We start from the raw sequence: 22,346 nt of genomic DNA, 5'->3' as shown, positions 1-22,346 counted from the left end.
CAACCATCCCACCGCGGCTACCCGCAAACAAAAACGTTTACTGCGAAGGTGCATAATACCCCTGGCGATTGTGTACCGTCAGCGTCGGCAATCCCGGCGGCGGAACCAGTCGTATCTTCAATTTACGCCAGTTCCCATCCTGCTTCACCTCCGAAGGCCGGTAACCAATCACATACTCGTTCCGAAGCTCCGCGCTGATCCGTTCCGCGATATCCCCAAGATCCCCAACATCCGCCACCCGGAACATCCTGCCGCCCGTCATATCGCATATATCCGTCAAAAGAATAGGCCCCAGCTGCTCCTCGGTCGTCGGCGCATACTGGTCGAAGATCCCGATCGAATAGATCTGCACATCGCTCTCCCGCACCACCCGCCGCAGCTCCCCCTCCGTATACCGGCTCCGATTATCCCCGCCATCCGACACGATCAGCAACGCCTTCCGCTCATACTTCGCCTGCTTCAGCTTATCCACGCCCAGATAGATCGCATCGATCAGCGCCGTCCGATTCTCCGGCTTCAACATCACCATTCGCGCCTCGACATCATCCACATCCGACGTGTAGTCCACAATCACAGCAGGCCGGTCATTGAAGCCCACCACAAAAAACTCATCCTGAGGATTGGACGTCCTCAAAAACTCACTCAACGCCTTCCGCGCCCGCATGAACTTCGACGACATACTCCCGCTCAGATCGAAGATGATCCCAATCGTCACCGGCGCATCCTGCGTCGAAAAACTCTTGATCACCTGCCCGATGTTGTTGTCGTAGACCTCGAAGTTCTCCTTCTCCAGTCCCGTCACCAGCCGATTCATCGGATCGGTCACCGTCGCGGGCACAAGCACAAGGTTCACATCCACGCGGATCCGTGCATCCCGCCTCGACGTCGCCAGCCTCGCCGCATTATCCGCCCCCTCGATCACCGGCTTCCCCGCTTCCGGATTCTTCGGCGGCGGCGGTGGTGGCTGCGTATGCACCTCACCCAGCGGATTCTCCTGCGCCTCCGAGACTCCCACCCCCAAACCACCCCAAATCACCACGCAGACCATCAGCATCGTAAGACGCGAGATCACCCCTCGCATAGCCTTACGACGCCCCCGACCAAAGTCCCCGCTTTGCCCGCCGCTCTCCATCATGGCACCTATGCAACATCTGCGATCCGCCATCATCGCATACTCGGCGAATCTCTCCTGCAACAATCGTCGGGTCCGTTGTTACGTTCGCAAACTACGCAGGCGCATCTCTTCAGATGTTTTGCCCATCAGGATAATAGACCTGTCGCCGACGTTATTTGTCATCGATTTGTCACATCGAAAACACTACGTCTGCCTTTCTTTTACGTATACAAAATCCATTCAGATTCACCACACCGGTCGGACCACCATCGCTACCAGACAACCCGTCATCCAGCCGCAGCTACGAACCGCAGTACGAATTGCAGATACGAATGTAGACAGCGTACGGTTCACTTCGCCCGCGGATGCGTCTCGTCGTACACCCTCTGCACCTGCCCCACCGTCAACTGCGTATACCGCTGCGTCGTCGACAGCCGCTCATGCCCCAGCATCTCCTGGATCGCCCGCAGATCCGCCCCCTCCTCCAGCATGTGCGTCCCAAACGCATGCCGCAGCGTATGCGGATGGACATCCGCCGCCAACCCCCGGCTCAACGCAATCGCCTTCACAATCCTTCCCACACTCCTCGTCGTCAGCCTGCAATCCCCGCGCATCCGCAGATTCATCATCAGCGGCCCCTCATGCACCAGAACCCCCTTACCTGCAGCCATAAGCTTCGCCTCCCGCAGCGGCAGATAAGCCCTCAGCGCAGCCGCAGCCTCATCCCCCAGCGGCACCAGCCGCTCCTTCCTGCCTTTGCCCCGCACCAGCACCGCGTCATCCCGCCACTTCACACTACCCATATCCAGCCCCACCAGCTCCGAGTTGCGAATCCCGCACCCGTACAACATCTCGAAGATCACCCGATCCCTCTCCGGCCACGCCGAAGCATCTCCCTCATCCGCGCCGCCACTCCCATCCGGCTTGCTCATCCCCCGTGCACCATGCGAAGGACGGGAGACCGTGCCATCTACCTCACCGACCCTCTTCCCAGTCGAACCGTCCAGCGAATCCAGCACCCGATTCACCTCTTCCATACTCGGCACCCTCGGCAGATGCAGTGGCCGCTTCGGCGTACTCACCAGCAGCGCCGGATTCTGCACCACCTTCCCCTCCTTCGCCAGCCACTTGAACCAGCTCCGAATCGCCGCCAACGCCCTCGCCGTACTCGCCTTCGTCAGCCCGCGCTCATACAGCAGACCCATATACGCGCGAATATGCAGATGCTCCACCGCCACCACACTCGCACCCTTCCCCAAAGTCTCAATCAAATACCCCGCAAAGCTCCGTACCTCCCGCGCATACGCCCGCACCGTATGCTCCGACGAACCACGCTCATTCGCGAGCATCGCCAGAAACCCCTCCGCCAATCCCTCGACCTCGCCGACCTTATCCCGCATCCCGTTCACGCACTAACCCGCCGTCTACCCCGTGGATGATGCTCCCGATGCACCTTCTTCAAATGTCCCAGCGCCACATGCGTATAAACCTGCGTAGTGGCTATATCGGCGTGCCCAAGCAAAGTCTGCACACTCCTCAAGTCCGCCCCATGCTCCACCATGTGCGTCGCACAACTATGCCGCAGCATATGCGGACTAGCCTTCCCCCCCGCCACCGAAGCCGACCGCACCATCTCCCAAATCCACTGCCGCGTCAGCGGCCTCCCGCGCACACTCAAAAACAGCGCCCGCTGCACGGTTGAAGTCCGCTGCACCATCGCCCCGCCCCGCGCCCCAGCCAACACCAGCCCCGGCCGTCCCACCGCCAGATACCGCTCCACCGCCTCCAGCGCCGACCGCCCCAGCGGCACAATCCGCTCCTTATCTCCTTTACCCCTCACCTGCGCCCGCCCCTGATCGAGATGCACATCCTCCACCCGCAGCGCCACAATCTCCCCCACCCTCAGCCCGCCCGCATACAACATCTCCAGAATCGCGTGGTCCCGCAGCGCCAACCCATCCGCATCCGCACTCCTCGCCGCCGACCCCGTCTTCTCCAACATCTCCGCCACCTCGCCCTCCGCCAGCGACTTCGGCAGCACCTTCCAACTCGACGGCGTCTCCACATTCACCGTCGGATCATGCGCAATCCGCTTATCCATCAACAGCCAGCGGTAAAAACCGCGCAAACAACTCAGCTTCCGCGCAATCGACCGCGACTCCACCCCATGCCCCCGCAGCCCCTCCATAAATCCCCGCACATCCTCCTGCACCGCCGTTACCAGCAGCCCATCCCGCCCCTCCACCTGTTCGGCAAACTGCTCCAGATCCCGCTGATACGCCTCGCACGTCGCCGGCCGCATCCCCTTCTCCACCCGCAGGTACGCCACAAACTCCCGCACCACCCGCACGTTACCCGAACCCTGGCCCAGTTCTTGCATAGACCTCGATTATCCGCGCCCTCACCGCCCAAATTCACCCCATCTAACCCACGGTATCCATCTAGCCAGCACCATCCTCGTCACTTGCAAACCGCCCCGCCAACCCTCACGCGCGAGCTTTTCCCCAATCCACCCCATCCCTCCCACCCACGCCCGCGCTGATAAACTACCTACAGTCATGTTTGAAAACCTAAGCGACAAGCTCCAGCGATCCTTCAAGAACCTCCGCGGCCAGGGCACCATCTCCGAGGAAAACGTCTCCGACGCCCTCCGCGAGATCCGCCTCGCCCTCCTCGAGTCCGACGTCAACCTCAACGTCGTCACCGAACTCATGGAGCACATCCGCGCCCGCGCCATCGGCGAAAAGGTCGCCACCGCCCTCAGCCCCTCCGAGCAGATCGTCAAGATCGTCCACGACGAACTCGCCAATCTCCTCGGCCGCGACACCGCCCGCTTCCAGAAGTCCTCCCAGCCCCCGTCGGTCATCCTCATGGCCGGCCTGCAAGGCTCCGGTAAAACCACCACCAGCGGCAAATTAGCCCAGTGGCTCAAAAAAGCCGGCCACCGCCCCATGCTCGTCTCCGTCGACGTCTACCGTCCCGCCGCCCGCGAACAGCTAGCCGTCGTAGCTCGCTCCATCAACGCCCAGCTCTACGAGGGCAAGATCACCGAAGAAAAACCCGGCACCGAAGCCGTCCTCCGCCTCGCCAAAGAGGCCAAGCGCGAAGCCGCCAACTTCGGCTGCGACATGCTCATCGTCGACACCGCCGGACGCAACCAGATCGACGCCGCGCTGATGGACGAGATGGCGCAGCTCAAAAAGCTCCTCAACCCATCCGAGATCCTCTTCGTCGCCGACGCCATGACCGGCCAGGACGCCGTCAACTCCGCCAAGGCATTCAACGATCTCCTCTCCATCACCGGCGCCATCCTCACCAAGATGGACGGCGACGCCCGCGGCGGCGCAGCTCTCTCCATCCGCCACGTCACCGGCGCACCCATCAAGTTCCTCGGCACCGGCGAAAAGCCCGACGCCTTCGAACCCTTCCACCCCGACCGCATCGTCTCCCGCATCATGGGCCACGGCGACATCGCCACCCTCCTCGAACGCGCCGAATCCACCCTCGACCGCGGCAAAGCCGAACAGTTCGCCAAGAAAGCCCTCTCCGGCGACGGCTTCACCCTCGAAGACTTCCGCGACCAACTCCGTCAGATCAAAAAGATGGGCAGCATGAAGTCGATCCTCAAGATGCTCCCCTCCGTCGGCCCCTTCGCCGGCATGCAGCAGGCCGTCGAAAACGTAGACGAGGGCCAGTTCAACCGCGTCGAATCCATCATCAACTCGATGACCAACAAAGAGCGCCTCGACCACGAGATCATCAACGGCAACCGCCGCAAACGCATCGCCAAAGGCTCAGGCACATCCGTTCAGGACGTCAACAACCTCCTCCGCCAATACGCCCAGATGCGCAAGATGTTCAAGACCATGGGCGGCGGCGGCATCAAAGCCCAGCAACGCATGATGAGCCAAATGCAAGGCAAACAAAAATTCGGCAGATAGCGAATCGAACTCTCGATCAGCTAGGAACGTCAGCAGCCTGCTTGCATCGGAGCGACTCGAGCCTGTGGGCCAGCGTCTCCCATTCAACTGGAGACGCCACCGGGTCCAGCTGCCGTTTGCTCCATCCCGCAAGGCAAGCCCTCCGATAGGCGACCCCAAATGTGCTCAACACCCATCGCTCATAGTTCGCGATAGCGCGGATCGCCTCCCCCAGCAAAACAGTGTCGGCCGCCAAGGCAAGCTCCGTGAACTCGCCCACGCCATGCCATCGCTCACCATCGCAGATAGCAACTCGCGGCAAGAATTCAAACCGATTCAGATAGATCCCACTCCCCTGAATCTCTCCAAAATACAACCCATATCCCCAGAGCCGCAAACACATCCCTGCTCTTACTTCCAGCGTATATTGGCTCGAAGCCAGACTTCCATCCTCAGCCCTTCGCCGCACAAAGCCGGACTCCAGCAGAAGATTTCCCTCCGCCCGCCGAACATCCTGGCCCCACACCCAGCACTGCTGATTCAGATGCAGACTTCCCTGCCGCCTCAGCCGTGCCGGAATGTAGACGGCCACTCTCCCCGGCTCCCCCACTAAGCCTTCGCCTCGCGATACAACACATGCTTACGCGCCACCGGATCGTACTTCCGCAACTGCAGCTTCTCACTCTTCAACTTCGGATTCTTGGTCGTCGTATAAAAGTGCCCGGTCCCCGCAGTCGATTGCAGCTTAATAATCGTTCGCATCCTTAAACTCCCCTCTTCTTCGCCGACTTCGCAACCGCCGCCTCATACCCAATCTTGCCAATCGTTCGCAGCGACCGCATGCTGATCCGCATCCGCACAAATCGCCCCTCCGAAGCCACCCAGATCTTCTTCCGCTGCAAGTTCACCTCCCACTTTCGACGACTCTTGTTATTCGCATGAGACCTCTTATTTCCACTCATCGAGCCTCTGCCTGACAACTCACACACTTTCGCCATGAAATCTCCTCTCGTAAAAATCCAACAACCTCTAAACTCCGACCGCCTGCTCCCGCTCCGTAAACATCGCCGCAAACGGATTGTCGAACAGCCTCCACGCCTCCGCTCCGCCCACCATCTCGTCCTCGGTCAGCAGCGCCGCATCCAGCCGAGCCTCCAGGACCTCCCTGTCCATCTCCACCCCAATAAACACCAGCTCCTGCCGCCGATCCCCCGTCACTGGATCCCACACCTTGCCCACATACTCCGCCAGCTCCGGATCATCCACATCCTCACCCGACCCCGCCGCCGCCAGCCACAACCCCGAAGGCTCCACCGTCAACGTGCTTCCCGCCACCGAAAACATAATCGTCTCATCGCTGTTCGACGCCAGCCACATGAAGCCCTTCGCCCGCAGCACCGAAGGAAATCCCTCATCCGTCAACGTCTCCAACCTGCCCGGATGAAACGGACGCCGCGCCCTGTACACAAAGCTGCTGATCCCGTACTCCTCCGTCTCCGGAATGTGCTCGCCGTTCAACTCCTTCACCCAGCCCGGCGCCGTCTCCGCAAGCTCCATATCAAACAGACCAGTGTTGAGCACCTCCTCCAACGCCACCCGCCCACGCACGCTCGTTAGAATTCGCGCATCGCCGTTCAAGCGTCCAAGAATGCCCTTCAGCCGAGCCAACTGCTCCGCGCTCACCAGGTCCGCCTTATTCAGCACAATCACATTCGCAAACTCCACCTGATCGATCAACAAGTCACCGATCGTCCGTTCATCCTCTTCGTTCAATGCGATCCTGCGCTCACGCAGATCCTCTAACGAACGGCAGTCCTCCAGAAACTTCACCGCATCCACCACCGTCACCATCGTGTCCAGATCCGCAACCTCCGACAGTGAGCTGCCCGTCTCATCGATAAACGTAAACGTCGCCGCTACCGGCATCGGTTCGGAGATCCCGGTGGACTCGATCAACAGGTAATCGAACCTGTTCTCTCGCGCCAGCCGCGACACCTCCTGCAGCAGGTCCGCGCGCAGCGTGCAGCAGATGCACCCATTGGTCATCTCGACCAGCTTCTCCTCCGTCCGGCTCAGCCCAGCCCCACTCTGCTCCACCAGACGCGAGTCGATATTAATCTCACTCATGTCATTCACAATGACGGCCACCCTCAGGCCCTCACGGTTATTCAAAACATGGTTGAGCAGCGTAGTCTTCCCCGCTCCCAGAAATCCGGAGAGCACAGTCGTTGGAAGTTTCTTGTTCATGGAAATCCCTCTCGCACTATCTAACACTAATGCGAAATTGAAATCAATAACTAAATGATATTCAACTCTCATTAGTCAGTCGGCACAAAATTATCCCCGGCACACACAATACCCGAGCCCGGCTGGCCCATGCATCAGGGGTCCCGGTCAGGACATCAATACACATTCAAGTCGCAGATTCCACCTATCCGGCTACCTGACTCACGACCTAAACCGCGAGCCTCCTTCACTTGAATCATTTTCACAAAATCCATCTCTCCAGCTCCTGCGTAACAGTCTCAAGTCTCTTTCGACGAAGGAGGCACGATATGTCAATCCTCTCCTGTCCGGAGGGTGCGCGGCTCCTGAACAACCTCGCGGAAGCGATGCGCCTCCAGTGTGAGCTCCCCGCCCAAACCAAGTCATCCTACGAAATCGCCCTCGAGATGGATACCGCCGAGGCCGTCCAGTACGCAACCCGGTACGCAACTGACCACCTCATGCGCTGTCCCATCTGTCGCACCCACTGAAGCGGAAGCTGATCGTGAAACTAATATTCAAAAAGGGGAAAAACTTGACACAGAACCACAAAAATTAAGTCCCCTGCAGGCACCGCAGCACGTTCAGAGATGAACCTCGAAAGTCCAAAGCTAAACATTTTCTTTCGAATACTTTAGCCCAAATAGAGGAGATGGGGGATACCACCTTTCTTCAGCGTCAACGACCGCACTTACGGCGCTACGAAAAGTGCAACCCGATTTGTTTCATGACGCTGAGATGAAAATCTGCATCACACCTCCATCTGGCGAAATTTCGCCGAACGGAGAAAGATAAATGCTTATCCTTTTGCTCATCCTGATTCTGGTGTTCGGCTTTGGCGGCTATCGTATGGGACCTGGTATGGGCTACTACGGCGGCGGCGGCATCAGCCTTATTCTTCTTATCGTCCTCATCCTGCTTCTAATGAAGGTCATCTAGCTGCCAATGGCCCACTCCTCGCCTCGAAGAGTGGGCCTGCTCAGCCCAGCAACGCGACTGAGCCCAGATTGCATTTGAGAGTCCTCTCGCAATACGCTACGATAGGCCTGTCCATGACCACTTCTATCCAGACCCGCAACACCCGGCAGAAGGACGCCATTCGCGCCGCCTTCCTCGAAGCTAATCGGCCCCTGTCTCCAGACGAAGCCCTCACCCTCGCCCAGAAAGAGGTCGACGCGCTCAGCATCGCCACCGTATACCGCAACATCGGCAGCCTCGTCGAGGACAAGTGGCTCACCCCAGTCGACGTCCCCGGCAACTCCACCCGCTACGAGATCTCCGGCAAAGCCCATCACCATCACTTCCAGTGCAATAGCTGTGGCACCGTCCACGAGCTCGAAGGCTGCGAGATTCAGGCCAAGCCCAAGCTTCCCCGAGGCTTCAAGTACACCAGCCACGAGTTCTTCGTCTACGGCACCTGCTCCTCCTGCGCGAAGTAACTCCGAACCGCGCAGGAGGAGCTACCTCTTCGATCCACCCAGCAAAGATCCCAACACTCCCCGAATCAACTGCCGCCCCACCGTACTTCCCATCGTCCGCGCCGCGCTCTTCACCATCGCCTGCACCACCGTATCTCCACGCCGCGAACTCCCCTGCCCCAGCACTCCACCAAGCGCAGTCCCCGCCGCCTCCAGCCCACCCAGCCAACCTGATCCCGCACCCACAGTCGCGCCTCCAGCATCCGGTGCCGCATCCGAAGCCGCTACCTTCCCCTTCAGCCGTTCATAAGCCGACTCACGATCCACCACCGTCTCATACACCCCCGCTACCACCGAGCCTTTGATAATCTCCGTCCTCTGCTCCGGCGTAATCGGTCCAATCTGACTATGCGGCGGACAGATCATCGCCCTCTCCACCATCCCCGGAATCCCCTTCTCATCCAGAAACGACACCAGCGCCTCTCCCACACCCACCTCCGTAATTACCGCCTCCACATTCACCTTCGGATTCGCCCGGAACGTCTGCGCCGCCGCCTTCACCGCCTTCTGGTCGCGCGGCGAAAACGCTCGCAGAGCATGTTGCACCCGATTTCCCAACTGACTCAGCACCGTATCCGGCACATCGATCGGATTCTGCGTGACAAAGAACGCCCCCACCCCCTTCGACCGTATCAACCTCACCACCTGCTCAATCCTGTTCTGCAACACCGAAGGAAGATCCTTGAACAAAAGATGAGCCTCATCAAAAAAGAACACCAGCTTCGGCTTCTCGAGATCGCCCACCTCCGGCAGCTTCTCAAACAACTCGCTCATCAGCCAAAGCAGAAACGTCGCATACAACTGCGGCGACTGCAGCAGCTGGTCCGCCGCCAGAATATTCACCACTCCCTGCCCCTTCGCATCCACCTGAAGCAGGTCTTCAATATTCAGCGCCGGCTCGCCAAAAAACAGATCCCCACCCTGCTGCTCCAGCGCCACCAACCCACGTTGAATCGCTCCTATACTCGCAGCCGAGATATTTCCGTACTGCGTCTGATACTCCTTCGCATTCGCGCCCACATGCTGCAGCATCGCCTGCATATCTTTCATATCCAACAGCAGCAGCCCGTTGTCATCGGCGATCTTGAACACCAGCGTCAGCACGCCCGACTGCGTATCGTTCAAGTTCAAAATCCTGCTCAGCAACAGCGGACCCATCTCGCTTATCGTCGCCCGCACCGGATGGCCCTGCTTTCCAAACACATCCCAGAACACCACCGGACACGCTGCAAAACTCCACTCCCCCAGCCCCAGCGCCTTCACCCGCGCATCGAGCTTCGGCGAACTCTTCCCCGCCTGCGAGATCCCCGAAAGATCTCCCTTCACATCGGCCGCAAACACCGGCACGCCGATCGAGCTCAGCGCCTCCGCCATCACCTGCAGCGTAACCGTCTTCCCTGTGCCTGTCGCGCCTGCCACCAGCCCATGCCGATTCGTCATGCCCGCCAGCAAATACAGCTCATCCGCACCCTTCGCGATCATCGGCATCTCAACCATCATTCCCGCCCTCCGTTCTCAGAAGACTACACGCACAACGTCCATCAAATCTTTGCAACTTGCATCTCACCCCTTCACCCACTACATTGGCTTCGATCACTATCTCCTGTGGAGAACGCATCTCAACCATGAAAATCACTCGACGCCAGGCCATCGCCCTCCTCGCATCCGCAGCCCCCGCGCTCAGGTCAGCGTACTCCCAGCAGACTCCGCTCCCAATCACATCTGGCCCCTTCACCGGCACGCCCGCCTCGCTCCAGGCCTATCGCTTCCCCGCCTGGTTTGCCGACGCCAAGTTCGGCATCTGGGCTCACTGGGGTCCGCAGTCCAGCATCGAGTACGGCGACTGGTACGCGCGCAACATGTACGTCCAGGGCACCGCCCAGTACAACTACCACGTCGAAACCTACGGCCATCCCTCCAAAGTCGGCTACAAAGATCTCGTGCCCCAGTTCAAAGCCGCAGCCTGGGATCCAGAGCACCTCATGGATCTCTACGCCAAAGCCGGCGCAAAGTACTTCTTCTCCATGGGCGTCCACCACGACAACTTCGACATGTGGAACTCCAAGTACCAGCCCCGCTGGAACGCCGTCGCCTCCGGCCCGCACCGCGACATCGTCGGCACCTGGGCCACCGCCGCCCGCAAACGTGGCCTCCGCTTCGGCGTCAGCGAACACCTCTCCAACTCCTACGACTGGTTCGCGCCCTCACACCTCAGCGATACCACCGGCCCACTCGCCGGCGTTCCCTACGACGGCACCAACCCCGCCTTCGCCGACCTCTACCACGACTACACCGGCCAACCCGCGAACTTCGCAAGCACCGCCAAAGACATGGGCCGCGTCGCCCCCGACCGATGGAAGCAGGAGTACTTCCGTCGCATCAAAGACCTCATCGACAACTACCAGCCCGACCTCCTCTACACCGACGGCGGCATCCCCTTCGACCAGTACGGCTACTCCACCGTCGCCGAGCTATATAACGTAAGCGCCGCCCACCACAACGACAAAGTCGAAGCCGTCTACTTCAGCAAGCAAGCCGACCAGTGCACCATCGGCACCTGCGCCCTCGACCGCGAACGCGGCGTCCTCGACGCCATCTCCCCCACTCCGTGGCAGACAGACACCTGCATCGGCGACTGGCACTACAAACGCGGCGTCGCCTACAAATCACCAAAAAAAGTCATCGACCTTCTCGTCGATATCGTAAGCAAAAACGGCAACCTGCTCTTGAACTTCCCACTGCCCAACAGCGGCGAACTCGACTTCGCGGAGCGCGAGATCCTCGCCGGCATCACCGCCTGGATGGCCGTCAACAGCGAAGGCATCTACGCCACCCGCCCTTGGAAGATCTTCGGCGAAGGCCCCTCCACCAAGGTCGTCATCGCTCACAACGGCAAAGAGTTCGATCCCAACGAAGGCAAGAAGCCCGACCTCAACTCTTCGGACATTCGCTTCACCACCAAAGGCCCCGTGATCTACGCCTTCGTCCAGGGCTGGCCCGAAGGCGCCGCCGTCATCCCATCCCTCGGCACCACCAGCCCACAAAATCCCGCTAAGATCACCAGCGTCATGATGCTCGGCCACAACGAGCCACTCAAATTCACCCAGGACGCCACCGCCCTCAACGTCACCCTCCCCAGTAACCGCCCACCCACCGCCGACATCGGCATCACCCTCAAACTCACCACCACCTAGCCGCAAAAACTCATCGAGGATGGTGTTCCTTCACCATCCTCACCACCCCTATCGTCTCTCCACCGCCCACCGGCACCTCAATCCGCGCCACCTCCCGATATCCCTTCAACATATATAGCGCCACCCCGGTCAACGTACTCCCCATCTCAAATCGCGTAAATCCCTGCTCCACCGCGGCACTCTCCGCAGCCTCCAGAATCAAGCTCCCCAGGCCCTGCCGCGCAAACTGCGGATGCACAAAGATCGCCCTCACCTTCGCCGCATCCACCTTCGGGTCCAGCCTCTCCGGCGCAATCTTCTCCACTTGGTGGTCCCCACCATAAAGCGTCTTCCGATAGCTCCACCCGCCACATCCCGCCAGTTCTCCACCCTCAGCCACCGCCACAAAGTAGGTCCCATCCGCAATCAACTGACTATCCACCGTAAACACAGTAGCCAGCGCTCCCTCCCTCTGCGCCGCCGAATAGTCTCCCGCCTGCAACTCAAGCACCGACGCCCGAATGAGCGCACGAATCCCAGCCACATCCTCACCCGTCGCTACTCGCAACTGAAAGCCTGCCATAAGCCAAGTATAAAATTCCGCGCCGACGCGTTCCAAACATCTCACCCGCTCTCTCCGCATCGATCCACCATCAATACCATCGCGCATGCTTGCAGCATCTTCCCTCATCCAACTAAACTCACCGCATGACGATCACCACTCCCCGAGCTCTCAAGCTCTTCGCTGCAGCCCTGCTCCTGCCCTTCGCCACCCTCTCACTGCACGCGCAGGACTGGGCCAAAGCCCGCCTCGACGCCTCCCCTCGCCACCACGAGTACGTTCCCCTCAAGCACGGCGACCGCACCGTCCAGGCCTTCGTCGTCTATCCCGAAGTCAAAACCAAAGCCCCCGTCGTCGTCCTCATCCACGAGATCTTCGGCCTCAGCGACTGGGCTAAAGAGATGGCCGACGAACTCGCCGCACAAGGCTTCATCGTCATCGCCCCCGACCTCCTCACCGGCTTCGGCCCCAACGGCGGCGGCTCCAGCGCCTTCCCCGATCAGGACGCAACCGTCAAAGCCGTCTCCGCCCTCGATCCCGCCGTCGTCACCGCAGACCTCGACGCCGCCGCCGACTACGCCAAGACCATCCCCTCCTCCAATGGAAAGATCGCCGTTGCAGGCTTCTGCTGGGGCGGCGGAAAGTCCTTCGCCTTCGCGACCCACCGCCACGACCTCTCGGCCGCCTTCGTCTTCTACGGCCCCGGCCCATCCGACGTCACCAACATCACCGCCCCCGTCTTCGGTTTCTACGCCGGCAACGACGCCCGCATCGGCGCCACCGTGCCCGCCACCATCGCTGCCATGAAGGCCGCCGGCAAAAAATATGAGCCCGTCACCTACGACAACGCAGGCCACGGCTTCATGCGCGCCGGCGAAGACCCAACCAACAACGTCCCCGGCAACAAGACCGCACGCGAACAAGCCTTCACTCGCCTCGTCACGCTCCTCAAAGAGATGAAGAGCGCCTCGATAGCCAGCAACGCGACCCACAACAAAACTGTAGCCTCCAAAAAACTCACCGGCCCTGCGATCCAGTGCCACGATCCAGCCATGCAAACGGCCGCCTCCATGTAGCGAGCGAAAAGTAAGCCCCAAGAACCTTGGCTTCACCCACAGCTTGCCCTGATCGGACGGGGTCAAAACCTTGACACGTCCGATATAATTGAATCAGCCACAACAGTCCGGCGTAAGCCGGACTGCAACGTTTAACCCAGCAGTTTTTTAGCCGAAGTCCAAAGCTAAAGTCTCTACTTCGAAGACTTTGACACACTTTAGGGGGGAGGGGGGACATGTCTGCCGCAGCGAAAGAACCACTCCAGGACCAGCTCGACCGCATCACCCAGAACACCCGCGCCCTCGTCCAGCCCGAGCGTCTCGCCGTCTCCGAAAAAGCGACCGAAGATCTCTTCAACACCGGCATCGAACACCGGACTCTAAAGGTTGGCGCGCAAGCTCCGTCCTTCACCCTCGAAGACGCCCTGACCCACAAGCCCGTTAGCTCCGCCGATCTCCTCGCCCTGGGCACACTCGTCGTCAGCTTCTTCCGCGGCCGCTGGGACCCCTACTGCGTCACCGAGCTCGAAGCCTGGCGCGATCTCCACGCCGACCTCCGCAGACGCGGCGCCCTCTTCGTCGCCATCGCCCCCCAGACCACCCGCCAGAACAACTTCACTCTCGAGCAGCACAGGCTTCCCTACCCACTCTTGTCGGATCCCGCCGCCGCCGTCGCCGAAATGTTCGGCATCGCTCACACCATTCCTGAAGAGCTCCGCCGCTACTACCAGTCCATCCTCATCAACATCCCCTTCAACAACGCAGGCCTCAGCTACCACAACGCCACCGAAGCAAGCTGGCGCCTCCCCCTCCCCGCCGTCTTCGTCATCGACGGCACCAACACCATCCTCTTCGCCGAAGCCCACGCAGACTTCCGCGTCCGCCCCGAGCCAGCCGACGTCCTCCACGCCCTGGACCGGGCCCGCCAAGCTTGACAAACTCCTCGCCCAGAATCGAATAAACCCCGCCAAGCACCTCAAGGCACCCTCCGCAACCGAGCCACATGCCGTCCGAACCAACGTCGACAGCCGAAACCTTGCGGCGACACCGTATGTGCGTTTATCGTATCTGTAGTCCGTCTATCGAACATCCTCCTTCGATGACGCCACGGAAAGGGTCCCGTATGAGCATCACTCCCCGCCAACCCCTCCCCCCCCCACCCCCACTCACCCCCGTCACACCCAAGCCCACTCCCGCCTCCTCGCTCGACATTTATACTGGCGATCCGAATTTCATGACCTCCCTCGCCCGCGGTCTCATCGTCATTCAGGCCTTCACCCAGCAGTCCCCGCAGATGACCATCTCTCAACTCAGCGTCAAGACTGGCCTGTCACGCGCCGCCGTCCGCCGCTGCCTCTACACCCTGACCAAGCTTGGCTTTGCCGGCGCAGAGGACGGTTCCCGGTACTCTCTCCGCCCACGCATGCTTACCCTCTCCCACACGTACACCACATCCAACACCCTCTCCACCGCTGCCCAGCCTATCCTTGAACGGATGTCTGCCACCCTACGCGAGTCCTTCTCCGTCGCTACCCTCGACGGCGAAGACATCGTCTACATCGCCCGCACACAGGTCAGCCGCGTCATGGCCGTCGATCTCCACATCGGCAGCCGTCTCCCTGCCTACTGCACCAGTATGGGCCGCGTCCTACTCGCCTACCTGCCTACTGAACAGCTGGAAAACTACCTCGCGAAGGTCGTCCTCACTCCCCACACCACTCGCACCATCACCTCGATCGAAAAGCTTCGTCTCGCCCTGCGAAACGTCCGCCGCAGCGGCTATGCTCTCGTCGATCAGGAGTACGAGGTCGGGTTACGATCGCTCGCCGTCCCTGTCTATGCCGCATCGGGCCGCGTCGTCGCCACGCTGAACCTCAGCGGAAACGCCCCACGCCTCTCCGTCATCGAGATGCAGAGCCGCTATCTCACCCATCTCCGCAACGCCGCCAATGAGCTAGGCGTCTTTCTCAACTAGGAAACTCTCAGGCTATTAATCGCGCACGTTCAAGGTTTGTCTTGGCGAAACTCCTGCACGATGTCGAGATACTTTCGGGCGACCTCAGTTACGAGCCTAGGGTGTTCGGATAGCGCCTTGATGTTCACAAGATCGGAGCCTACTCCAAGGGCAAACGCTCCGGCATCCAAAAACTCTTTCGCAGTCGCGAGCGAGACGCCACCGGTGGGAATCATCTTGATATGCGGGAGCGGCCCTTTCAGCGCTGTGAGATACTTCGCTCCGCCCATAGCACTGGCTGGAAAGACCTTCACGACGTCGGCGCCGGCCTGCCAAGCGTTAACGATCTCGGTAGGGGTAAGGGCACCGGGCAGCACAGCGATCGAGTAACGGTGGCACATCTCGATCGTCTTGAAGTTAAGGGCAGGGCTAACGACGAACTTTGCGCCCTCGAGAATGCAGATGCGGGCCGTCTCGGGATCGAGGACGGTGCCTGCGCCGATGAGAATATCCGGCCGCTGCTCCGCCAGTATGCGCATGACTTGAAGAGCGCCGGGAACAGTCATTGTTACTTCAAAGACAGTCACGCCACCGCTGGCGATCACGTCCGCAAACTCCAGCGCCTGCTGGACGGAGTCTGCGCGCAACACGGGAACAAGCCCGACCCTCTGTAGCTCTGCCAGTACCGCGGCCTTTTCCATGGCTTTCTTCTCCCTGTCGTAACCCTTATGCTTCCAGTATCAGATCAAATCTGCTTCGACATTTTTATTACCGTATCTTCTTATCTCTGAACAGCAGCGGATCCGCCCGTCATCAAGCGTTCTACTTCGCTTAGCGAAGCCATAGAACTATCTCCGGGAGTTGTCATGGCGAGTGCTCCGTGGGCGACGCCGCAGTCGAGCGCCCACTGCATTCCTTTAGCTTCCATAAGGCCGTAGATGAGACCTGCGGCGAAGGAGTCGCCACCGCCTACGCGGTCAAGGATCTCGAGGTCTTCGAACAAGATGCTCTGAAAGGTTTCACCTCCTGCATAGCCGAAGGCTGCCCAGTCGTTGCGATTGGCGGTCTTCGGACGACGAGTAGTGGTGGCGATGACCTTAATGTTGGCAAACTCCCGGCAGACTCGCGCTGCCATATCGTTATAGCTCTGGTAGCTATGCCAGGGCGGACCGTGTGAGGCGTCACAGAGTACGGCGGAGAGATCGCCCTCGTGTCCGAAGATCACATCGACGAACGGGGCCAGCATCCGGTTGACATCGCACGCCCCCTGACGGCCACCTGCGTTCTTCCAGAGCGAGGGCCGATAGTTGCAGTCGTAGGAAACGGTCACACCGTTTCGCTTCGCCGAGATCATGGCCTCACGAGCCACGGCAGGTGCGTCTTGTGAGAGCGCGCACATGACCCCGCCGGTGTGGAACCAGCGCACCCCTTCGTCAGCAAAGATGGCATCCCAGTCCACCTGACCGATTTCGATCTGCGAGATCGCGGTGTGTCCCCGATCCATCATGCCCATCGCGCCGCGAACGCCGAAGCCGCGCTCGAGGAAGTAAATTCCGTTGCGCGCCTCTCGTCCGATGCCGTCGTAGTCGACCCAGCGCAGGTGCGAAAGATCGACACCACCTTGAAGCATCAGGTCTTCGATTAGGCGCCCCACAGGGTTGTCGGCGAGTGCGGTTACGATAGAGGTGCGCTGCTGAAAGCATCGTCGCAGGCCACGGGCTACGTTGTACTCTCCGCCGCCCTCCCAGACGCGAAAAGTGCGAGTAAAAGCGATTCGTTGTTCGCCGGGGTCGAAGCGGAGCATGACCTCGCCGAGACTTATCAGGTCCCAGCGGCATTCGTCCTTGGGTCGAATCTTGAGGCCCGCCGAACCTTCACTCATCGCAGATCCGCAATCGTTACGGGGTCCATGTCGTCGTAAGCCTGATTCTCGCCGCCCATGCCCCAGCAGAAGGCATAGTTCTTGGTGCCGACGCCCGCGTGGATCGACCAGCCAGGAGAGACGACGATCTCCTTGTCTGCAACAACAAGGTGACTTGTCGCGTCGGGTGGTCCCATGAGATGGAGGACCCGATGAGCGGGATCGACATCGAAGTAGAAATAGACCTCGCTGCGACGCATATGGGTATGGGGTGGCATCGTGTTCCAGTTACTGCCGGATTCAAGGAGCGTAAATCCCATGACGAGCTGGCAGCTCCTGATTCCGTCTTTGTAGATTGCCTTATAGATGGTGCGTTTGTTGCAGGTCTCTGCTGCGCCGAGTTGCAGCCCTTGAAGGTCCGAGAACTTCACCATCGCAGTGGGATGCTCCGCGTGAGCGGGATAGCTGAGCAGATAGAAGAAGGCAGGGTTGTTTCGATCTTCGCTGGAGAATGTAACGGAGCGGTTGCCTCGGCCTACATAGAGGCAGTCGAGTTTGTCGAGCTCAAAGCTCTTTCCATCGACGAGGACAAAACCAGCCCCGCCGACGTTGAGGACGCCTAGCTCACGCCGTTCGAGGAAGTAGTCTGCTCGGAGCTCTGGCTCGGCCTCGAGGGCTAATTCTTCATCTACGGGCACCGCAGATCCGATGACTGTACGGTCTAGATCGACGTACGCGAACTCGATCTCGCCTGGTTCAAACATACCCTCGAGAAGAAAAGTCTCTCGCAGCTCTTCGGTGTTCATCAGTCCGTAGCGTATTGCATCAGCCATCTGGTAAAGCCGCATCCTACCCCCTCAATCTATTGATACAAGTATAGCTGCGTAGAAGCTAGACATCGCAGAGCTGCTCTCCACCAGTTTCAAATGGCTTTTCGTTGCTTATCCAATCATTACTGCTTCGGAGCGGCGACTTTGATGACGTAGTAGGAGAAGGTTTTGCCAGGTGCGAGGATGATCTGGTGCGGCGTGTTGGGGGAGATGTGGATGACGTCGCCTTTACGCATTGGAGTGGATGTGCCGCCTTCTACACGAGTACCGCGCGTCTCTCCGGCTGCGGACTGGGTGGGGTCAACGATGGTGCCTCCGGTAATCTCGGTGGCCTCGCCGTCAAGGACGTAGAAGATGTCACTCCATTCTGCATGCATCTCTGCGCCTCCGCTTTTCGTGCGCACGGTCAGCATAGTGTAGTGGCCGGGATATTTTTCTAGTGTTGCAGAGGCAATTCCGCCGGAGCTGGTGCGGGCGTCGCCCAGCATGCTCTTTACCTGGGCTGCGATTGACTCTGCAGAGCGGCGATCGATGCCTAAGCCTGCTTTCTCGGGGGTTGGTTCGGCCGTCGTTTGGGTAAGTGCTACTGTTGTCATCACTGCCATCATAATCATCGCCGCACCGCACATCGTTATCCGCCGCATTTCATGTCTCCTCACAAGATATCCAACCATACAAAACGCACAACGTAGCGTCAATTGAACTTGGACATCAGACAGTTGCTCCAACGATAACGAACGACGTACATTGACCTGACAATGCTAGATACGCAAGGCACTATCTTCGACAGCTTTCGACTCGACAACAAGGTAGCGCTGGTGACTGGCTCGGCGAGCGGTCTGGGAGCTGCAATCGCGATTGCGCTCTCACAGGCAGGGGCTAAGGTTGCATGCCACGGGAACCGCAGGGCCGCAAACGAGACGGCGGCCGAGATTGGAGAGCATGCGGCGGCATTCCGTGCTGATCTCTCCTCGACCTCAGGCGCTGAGGATCTGTTTGCGCAGGTGAAGCAGAGGTTTGGCCGGGTCGATATCCTGATAAACAATGCGGGAACGATTCTGCGTGCGGCTGCCGAAGAGGTAACGCTTGAAGATTGGCAGCAGGTGTTACAGGTAAACCTGACGAGCGTCTTTCAGCTCTCCCAACTGGCGGCTCGCGACATGATGAGCCGCAGCGGTGGTGCTAGTTTGAGCGTGGGAAAGATCGTGAATATTGCTTCGTTGCTTAGCTTTCAAGGCGGCATACGTGTGCCGGCATATGCCGCGAGCAAGGGCGGCGTGGCGCAGCTAACCAAAGCGCTGGCGAATGAGTGGGCGGCTAAGGGTATCCAGGTAAATGCGATTGCGCCGGGATACTTTGCCACGGCGAACACAGAGGCGCTACGGGCTGACGAGACGCGGAGCCGACAGATTCTTGAACGCATTCCGGCTGGGCGATGGGGAAAGTCGCAGGATCTTGCTGGGGCGGCGCTTTATCTGAGTTCGCCTGCCAGCGACTATGTGACGGGGACGATTTTGACGGTGGACGGAGGATGGATGGGCCGATAGGTCGGATCTTGCATCTAACTTTTTGTCCTAATAACTGTTGATTGAGGAGAACGAGATGCCACAGAGTCCACACGACCGCGCCGCCGAGTATCACAATAAAGCAGCTCATGCCCATGAGGCTGCAGCTACTGCTCACGGTAAGGGCGACCACCTGACCGCTCATGAGTTGTCAAAGCAGGCGCATGAGCACTCCACTACGGCGTTTGAACATGCGAAGCGTGCGCTCGCAGAGGGTGGAGTCGCAAAGCAGTAAGTGTTCTGAATTAGCAGCTGTGAGGAATATTCAGATCGCGCCGCCGTGCGGTTGGCGTTGCCCTACAATCTAATCCATGGAGCTGAATCTCAAATCCGAGAAGCTGCAGATCGAGCTGCGAACGCTTGGGAGTGCTTTGGTAGCGTATTCTGGCGGAACTGACTCTGCTTATCTTGCTTACGCTGCGTATCATGCGCTAAAGGATCGGATGCTTGCAATAATTGCAGATTCTCCGTCGCTTCCAAGGGCAGAGTTGGCGGCGGCGCTGGCGTTTGCTGCGGCACATAATATTCCTACGCAGATTCTTCAGACAAATGAGTTAGAGAGCCTTTCATATCAGCGCAACGACGCGCAACGATGCTTTCACTGTAAGGATGAGCTTTTCACACGAATGGAGAAGGCGCGGGCGGAGCGCGGGTTTAAGCACATCGCGTACGGGATGAACCTGGATGATCGTGGTGAGTTTCGCCCCGGGCAACTGGCAGCGCAGCAGCATCACGCAGTAGCTCCGCTGGTTTCGGCTGGACTGAATAAGGCTGAGATTCGCGCGCTCGCACGGAGGGCGGGGTTAGAGCTTTGGGACAAGCCTGCAAGTGCTTGCCTGGCTTCACGCATCGAATATGGCAGAACGGTGACACGGGAAAACCTTTCGCAGGTGGAGCAAGCGGAGGTGGCTTTACATAATCTTGGCTTTCGGCAGGTTCGAGTTAGACATCATGGAGAACTGGCGCGGATTGAGGTCTCTCGGGTTGAACTTCCTCTCGCACTAAACTTGGATACCTTGGATCGCATAACGGCAGCGTTGCGTCCGCTTGGCTTTCTCTATGTGACGCTGGATACAGCGGGGTATCGCTCCGGTAGCATGAATGACGTACTTCCGGCCAGCGCAATAGCGGCTGCGCCTGATGACGTGAAAGTTAAGGATTAGTTGATGCGCATTGCTTATATTGACTGCTTCGCCGGCATTAGTGGCGATATGTTTCTTGGCGCCTTGGTCGATGCCGGAGTGGATCCACAAGTGCTGCATGACGCGGTTGCAAGCTTGAAACTAGATGCCTCTTTGCGTATTGAAAAGGTCGATCGCAGTGGGGTCTCCTCGACGAAAGTTCATGTCTTCGAGGGACCGACTCTGGCAGAAGACAAAAAGGAAAAGACAGGTGGGCACGATCACCCTCATGTTGATGACCGTAATGAGAATGAGCAGCAGGAGCATGTTCATCAGCATCATCCGAAGACACAGCATCAGCACAAGGTTGGCCATTCACATACGCATGACGATGATCATGGCCACACACTCTCTCACGGGCGCTCGCTGAACGTGATTCGTGCATTGATCGCATCGGCGAATCTTTCGTCAGCAGTAAAGCAGACTGCGATCCAGGCATTTGAGCTGCTTGGCATGTCGGAGGCGAAGATTCACAATGTGCCAGTGGAAAAGATTCACTTCCACGAGGTGGGGGCGGTGGATGCGATTGTAGACATTGTGGCGACGTCCGCAGCGATTCATGCGCTGGGCGTGAACAGATGGTTCTGCTCCCCACTGAATGTGGGCGGCGGCATGGTGGATTGTGCTCATGGACGGTTCCCTGTTCCGGCGCCGGCAACGGCTGATTTGCTGCGCGGCCTACCAACGTACTCTGCACACGTCGAAGAAGAGCTGGTAACGCCGACTGGGGCCGCACTACTTTGCGCGCTTGCGCCTACTTTCGGCAAACAGCCTGCCATGCGGGTGCAACAGATTGGGTACGGTGCAGGAACAAGGAACCCGAAGGACTTTCCTAACGTGCTTCGCCTGCGTATCGGCGAGGAGGAAGATCAGGCAGTTTTTCTCGGGTCTCCGGCGGTCCGCTCCCAAGATAAAGAAAGTCATGGACACCACGGCGCCGATACGGTGACTGTGCTGGAGACGGCGCTCGATGACCTCTCGCCGCAGGTGCTGGCCTATGTTGCGGAGAGAGCTTTGACCGCTGGCGCGCTGGACGTAATGCTGACGCCGGTATTGATGAAGAAGGGTCGCCCGGGAACACTGCTTACTGTGCTTTGCAATCCATCCGAACAGCGTGCGCTGGAGGAGCTTATACTGAGAGAGACCAGCACCCTTGGTATCCGGGTTCGTCATGATAGCCGTGTGTGCATGGAGCGCCATCATTCCAGCGTGGAGACGCCTTACGGTACGATTCGCGTGAAGATTGGCACGGTGGGTGGAGAAGAGCGGAATATAGCCCCAGAGTTTGAAGACTGTCGGGCGGCGGCACTTCAATATGATGTGCCGTTGAAGCAGGTACAGCAGGCAGCCATCGCTGCATATCTTCGCTAATCTTCTAGATTTTCTCT

Annotated in this window: 25 protein-coding genes; 12 read left to right on the top strand and 13 right to left on the bottom strand. The window is 59.2% G+C overall.

Annotated elements, in window-relative coordinates:
* Positions 1 to 37: 37 nt before the first annotated feature.
* The 3 genes from GSQ82_RS12695 to GSQ82_RS12685 form a co-directional block, all read right to left on the bottom strand.
* Positions 38 to 1,081 (bottom strand): VWA domain-containing protein, encoded by a 1,044-nt coding sequence (locus tag GSQ82_RS12695; protein ID WP_371417202.1) that lies wholly within the window; start codon positions 1,079 to 1,081, stop codon positions 38 to 40.
* Positions 1,082 to 1,464: 383 nt separating this feature from the next.
* Positions 1,465 to 2,514, bottom strand: coding sequence for a tyrosine-type recombinase/integrase (locus GSQ82_RS12690; RefSeq protein WP_158793662.1), 1,050 nt, complete (start codon positions 2,512 to 2,514; stop codon positions 1,465 to 1,467).
* A gap of 5 nt (positions 2,515 to 2,519) precedes the next feature.
* Positions 2,520 to 3,494 (bottom strand): site-specific tyrosine recombinase, encoded by a 975-nt coding sequence (locus GSQ82_RS12685; RefSeq protein ID WP_158792636.1) that lies wholly within the window; start codon positions 3,492 to 3,494, stop codon positions 2,520 to 2,522.
* Positions 3,495 to 3,672: 178 nt separating this feature from the next.
* Between GSQ82_RS12685 and ffh the strand changes: the two genes are divergently transcribed.
* Positions 3,673 to 5,055 carry a signal recognition particle protein gene (gene ffh, locus GSQ82_RS12680; protein ID WP_158792635.1) on the top strand — a complete coding sequence of 461 codons (1,383 nt, stop codon included), beginning with the start codon at positions 3,673 to 3,675 and terminating at the stop codon, positions 5,053 to 5,055.
* 16 nt (positions 5,056 to 5,071) lie between these two features.
* Here the strand turns inward: ffh and GSQ82_RS12675 are convergent, their stop codons facing one another.
* The 4 genes from GSQ82_RS12675 to GSQ82_RS12660 are packed head-to-tail and all read right to left on the bottom strand — an operon-like array spanning position 5,072 to position 7,281.
* Positions 5,072 to 5,626: a hypothetical protein gene (locus GSQ82_RS12675; RefSeq protein ID WP_158792634.1), complete on the bottom strand. Its 555-nt coding sequence runs from the start codon at positions 5,624 to 5,626 to the stop codon at positions 5,072 to 5,074.
* A gap of 17 nt (positions 5,627 to 5,643) precedes the next feature.
* Positions 5,644 to 5,796, bottom strand: a complete 153-nt coding sequence (gene rpmG / locus GSQ82_RS12670) for a 50S ribosomal protein L33 (RefSeq protein WP_158792633.1) — start codon at positions 5,794 to 5,796, stop codon at positions 5,644 to 5,646.
* A 2-nt stretch (positions 5,797 to 5,798) separates the two neighbouring features.
* Entirely contained in the window at positions 5,799 to 6,032 is a 234-nt protein-coding gene (gene rpmB, locus GSQ82_RS12665) for a 50S ribosomal protein L28 (RefSeq protein ID WP_158792632.1), read from the bottom strand.
* A 31-nt stretch (positions 6,033 to 6,063) separates the two neighbouring features.
* Positions 6,064 to 7,281, bottom strand: a complete 1,218-nt coding sequence (locus GSQ82_RS12660) for a GTP-binding protein (protein ID WP_158792631.1) — start codon at positions 7,279 to 7,281, stop codon at positions 6,064 to 6,066.
* Between the two features lie 308 nt (positions 7,282 to 7,589).
* Here GSQ82_RS12660 and GSQ82_RS12655 point away from each other — a divergent pair, with 308 nt between their 5' ends.
* From GSQ82_RS12655 to GSQ82_RS12645, 3 genes are all read left to right on the top strand, one after another.
* Entirely contained in the window at positions 7,590 to 7,790 is a 201-nt protein-coding gene (locus GSQ82_RS12655; RefSeq protein ID WP_158792630.1) for a hypothetical protein, read from the top strand.
* A gap of 304 nt (positions 7,791 to 8,094) precedes the next feature.
* The gene (locus GSQ82_RS12650; protein ID WP_158792629.1) at positions 8,095 to 8,238 is read left to right on the top strand and encodes a DUF3309 family protein; all 144 of its coding nucleotides are present in this window, start codon (positions 8,095 to 8,097) and stop codon (positions 8,236 to 8,238) included.
* Positions 8,239 to 8,351: 113 nt separating this feature from the next.
* Positions 8,352 to 8,738 carry a Fur family transcriptional regulator gene (locus GSQ82_RS12645; RefSeq protein WP_158792628.1) on the top strand — a complete coding sequence of 129 codons (387 nt, stop codon included), beginning with the start codon at positions 8,352 to 8,354 and terminating at the stop codon, positions 8,736 to 8,738.
* Between the two features lie 21 nt (positions 8,739 to 8,759).
* Here GSQ82_RS12645 and GSQ82_RS12640 read toward each other — a convergent pair whose 3' ends face one another.
* The gene (locus GSQ82_RS12640; RefSeq protein ID WP_254061614.1) at positions 8,760 to 10,277 is read right to left on the bottom strand and encodes a helicase HerA-like C-terminal domain-containing protein; all 1,518 of its coding nucleotides are present in this window, start codon (positions 10,275 to 10,277) and stop codon (positions 8,760 to 8,762) included.
* A 125-nt stretch (positions 10,278 to 10,402) separates the two neighbouring features.
* Between GSQ82_RS12640 and GSQ82_RS12635 the strand changes: the two genes are divergently transcribed.
* A complete protein-coding gene (locus GSQ82_RS12635) occupies positions 10,403 to 11,971 on the top strand; it encodes an alpha-L-fucosidase (RefSeq protein ID WP_158792627.1) in 1,569 nt (522 codons plus the stop codon).
* A 10-nt stretch (positions 11,972 to 11,981) separates the two neighbouring features.
* On the opposite strand, the gene GSQ82_RS12630 is transcribed toward GSQ82_RS12635, so the two are convergent.
* Complete coding sequence (locus GSQ82_RS12630; RefSeq protein WP_254061613.1) at positions 11,982 to 12,578, bottom strand: GNAT family N-acetyltransferase; 597 nt, start codon at positions 12,576 to 12,578, stop codon at positions 11,982 to 11,984.
* A gap of 80 nt (positions 12,579 to 12,658) precedes the next feature.
* On the opposite strand from GSQ82_RS12630, the gene GSQ82_RS12625 reads away from it, so the two are divergent.
* From GSQ82_RS12625 to GSQ82_RS12615, 3 genes are all read left to right on the top strand, one after another.
* Complete coding sequence (locus tag GSQ82_RS12625) at positions 12,659 to 13,588, top strand: dienelactone hydrolase family protein (protein ID WP_158792626.1); 930 nt, start codon at positions 12,659 to 12,661, stop codon at positions 13,586 to 13,588.
* Between the two features lie 215 nt (positions 13,589 to 13,803).
* Complete coding sequence (locus GSQ82_RS12620) at positions 13,804 to 14,502, top strand: peroxiredoxin-like family protein (RefSeq protein ID WP_158792625.1); 699 nt, start codon at positions 13,804 to 13,806, stop codon at positions 14,500 to 14,502.
* A gap of 188 nt (positions 14,503 to 14,690) precedes the next feature.
* Positions 14,691 to 15,542 (top strand): IclR family transcriptional regulator C-terminal domain-containing protein, encoded by an 852-nt coding sequence (locus GSQ82_RS12615; protein WP_158792624.1) that lies wholly within the window; start codon positions 14,691 to 14,693, stop codon positions 15,540 to 15,542.
* Between the two features lie 29 nt (positions 15,543 to 15,571).
* Here the strand turns inward: GSQ82_RS12615 and eda are convergent, their stop codons facing one another.
* From eda to GSQ82_RS12595, 4 genes are all read right to left on the bottom strand, one after another.
* A complete protein-coding gene (eda, locus tag GSQ82_RS12610) occupies positions 15,572 to 16,222 on the bottom strand; it encodes a bifunctional 4-hydroxy-2-oxoglutarate aldolase/2-dehydro-3-deoxy-phosphogluconate aldolase (protein WP_158792623.1) in 651 nt (216 codons plus the stop codon).
* Between the two features lie 80 nt (positions 16,223 to 16,302).
* Entirely contained in the window at positions 16,303 to 17,403 is a 1,101-nt protein-coding gene (locus GSQ82_RS12605; protein WP_158792622.1) for a sugar kinase, read from the bottom strand.
* Positions 17,400 to 18,215 carry a 5-dehydro-4-deoxy-D-glucuronate isomerase gene (kduI, locus tag GSQ82_RS12600; protein WP_254061612.1) on the bottom strand — a complete coding sequence of 272 codons (816 nt, stop codon included), beginning with the start codon at positions 18,213 to 18,215 and terminating at the stop codon, positions 17,400 to 17,402. The genes GSQ82_RS12605 and kduI overlap by 4 nt, the downstream gene beginning before the upstream one ends.
* 119 nt (positions 18,216 to 18,334) lie before the next feature.
* Complete coding sequence (locus tag GSQ82_RS12595) at positions 18,335 to 18,856, bottom strand: hypothetical protein (RefSeq protein WP_158792620.1); 522 nt, start codon at positions 18,854 to 18,856, stop codon at positions 18,335 to 18,337.
* Positions 18,857 to 18,970: 114 nt separating this feature from the next.
* On the opposite strand from GSQ82_RS12595, the gene GSQ82_RS12590 reads away from it, so the two are divergent.
* From GSQ82_RS12590 to larC, 4 genes are all read left to right on the top strand, one after another.
* The gene (locus GSQ82_RS12590; RefSeq protein ID WP_158792619.1) at positions 18,971 to 19,759 is read left to right on the top strand and encodes a glucose 1-dehydrogenase; all 789 of its coding nucleotides are present in this window, start codon (positions 18,971 to 18,973) and stop codon (positions 19,757 to 19,759) included.
* Between the two features lie 55 nt (positions 19,760 to 19,814).
* The gene (locus GSQ82_RS12585; protein ID WP_158792618.1) at positions 19,815 to 20,012 is read left to right on the top strand and encodes a hypothetical protein; all 198 of its coding nucleotides are present in this window, start codon (positions 19,815 to 19,817) and stop codon (positions 20,010 to 20,012) included.
* Positions 20,013 to 20,088: 76 nt separating this feature from the next.
* Positions 20,089 to 20,940 carry an ATP-dependent sacrificial sulfur transferase LarE gene (larE, locus tag GSQ82_RS12580; RefSeq protein ID WP_158792617.1) on the top strand — a complete coding sequence of 284 codons (852 nt, stop codon included), beginning with the start codon at positions 20,089 to 20,091 and terminating at the stop codon, positions 20,938 to 20,940.
* Between the two features lie 3 nt (positions 20,941 to 20,943).
* Positions 20,944 to 22,329: a nickel pincer cofactor biosynthesis protein LarC gene (larC, locus tag GSQ82_RS12575; protein WP_158792616.1), complete on the top strand. Its 1,386-nt coding sequence runs from the start codon at positions 20,944 to 20,946 to the stop codon at positions 22,327 to 22,329.
* Positions 22,330 to 22,346 lie beyond the last annotated feature (17 nt).

Source organism: Granulicella sp. L60 (assembly GCF_009765825.1).
Taxonomy (GTDB): domain Bacteria; phylum Acidobacteriota; class Terriglobia; order Terriglobales; family Acidobacteriaceae; genus Edaphobacter.
This window is presented reverse-complemented; position numbering and strand designations above follow the sequence as displayed.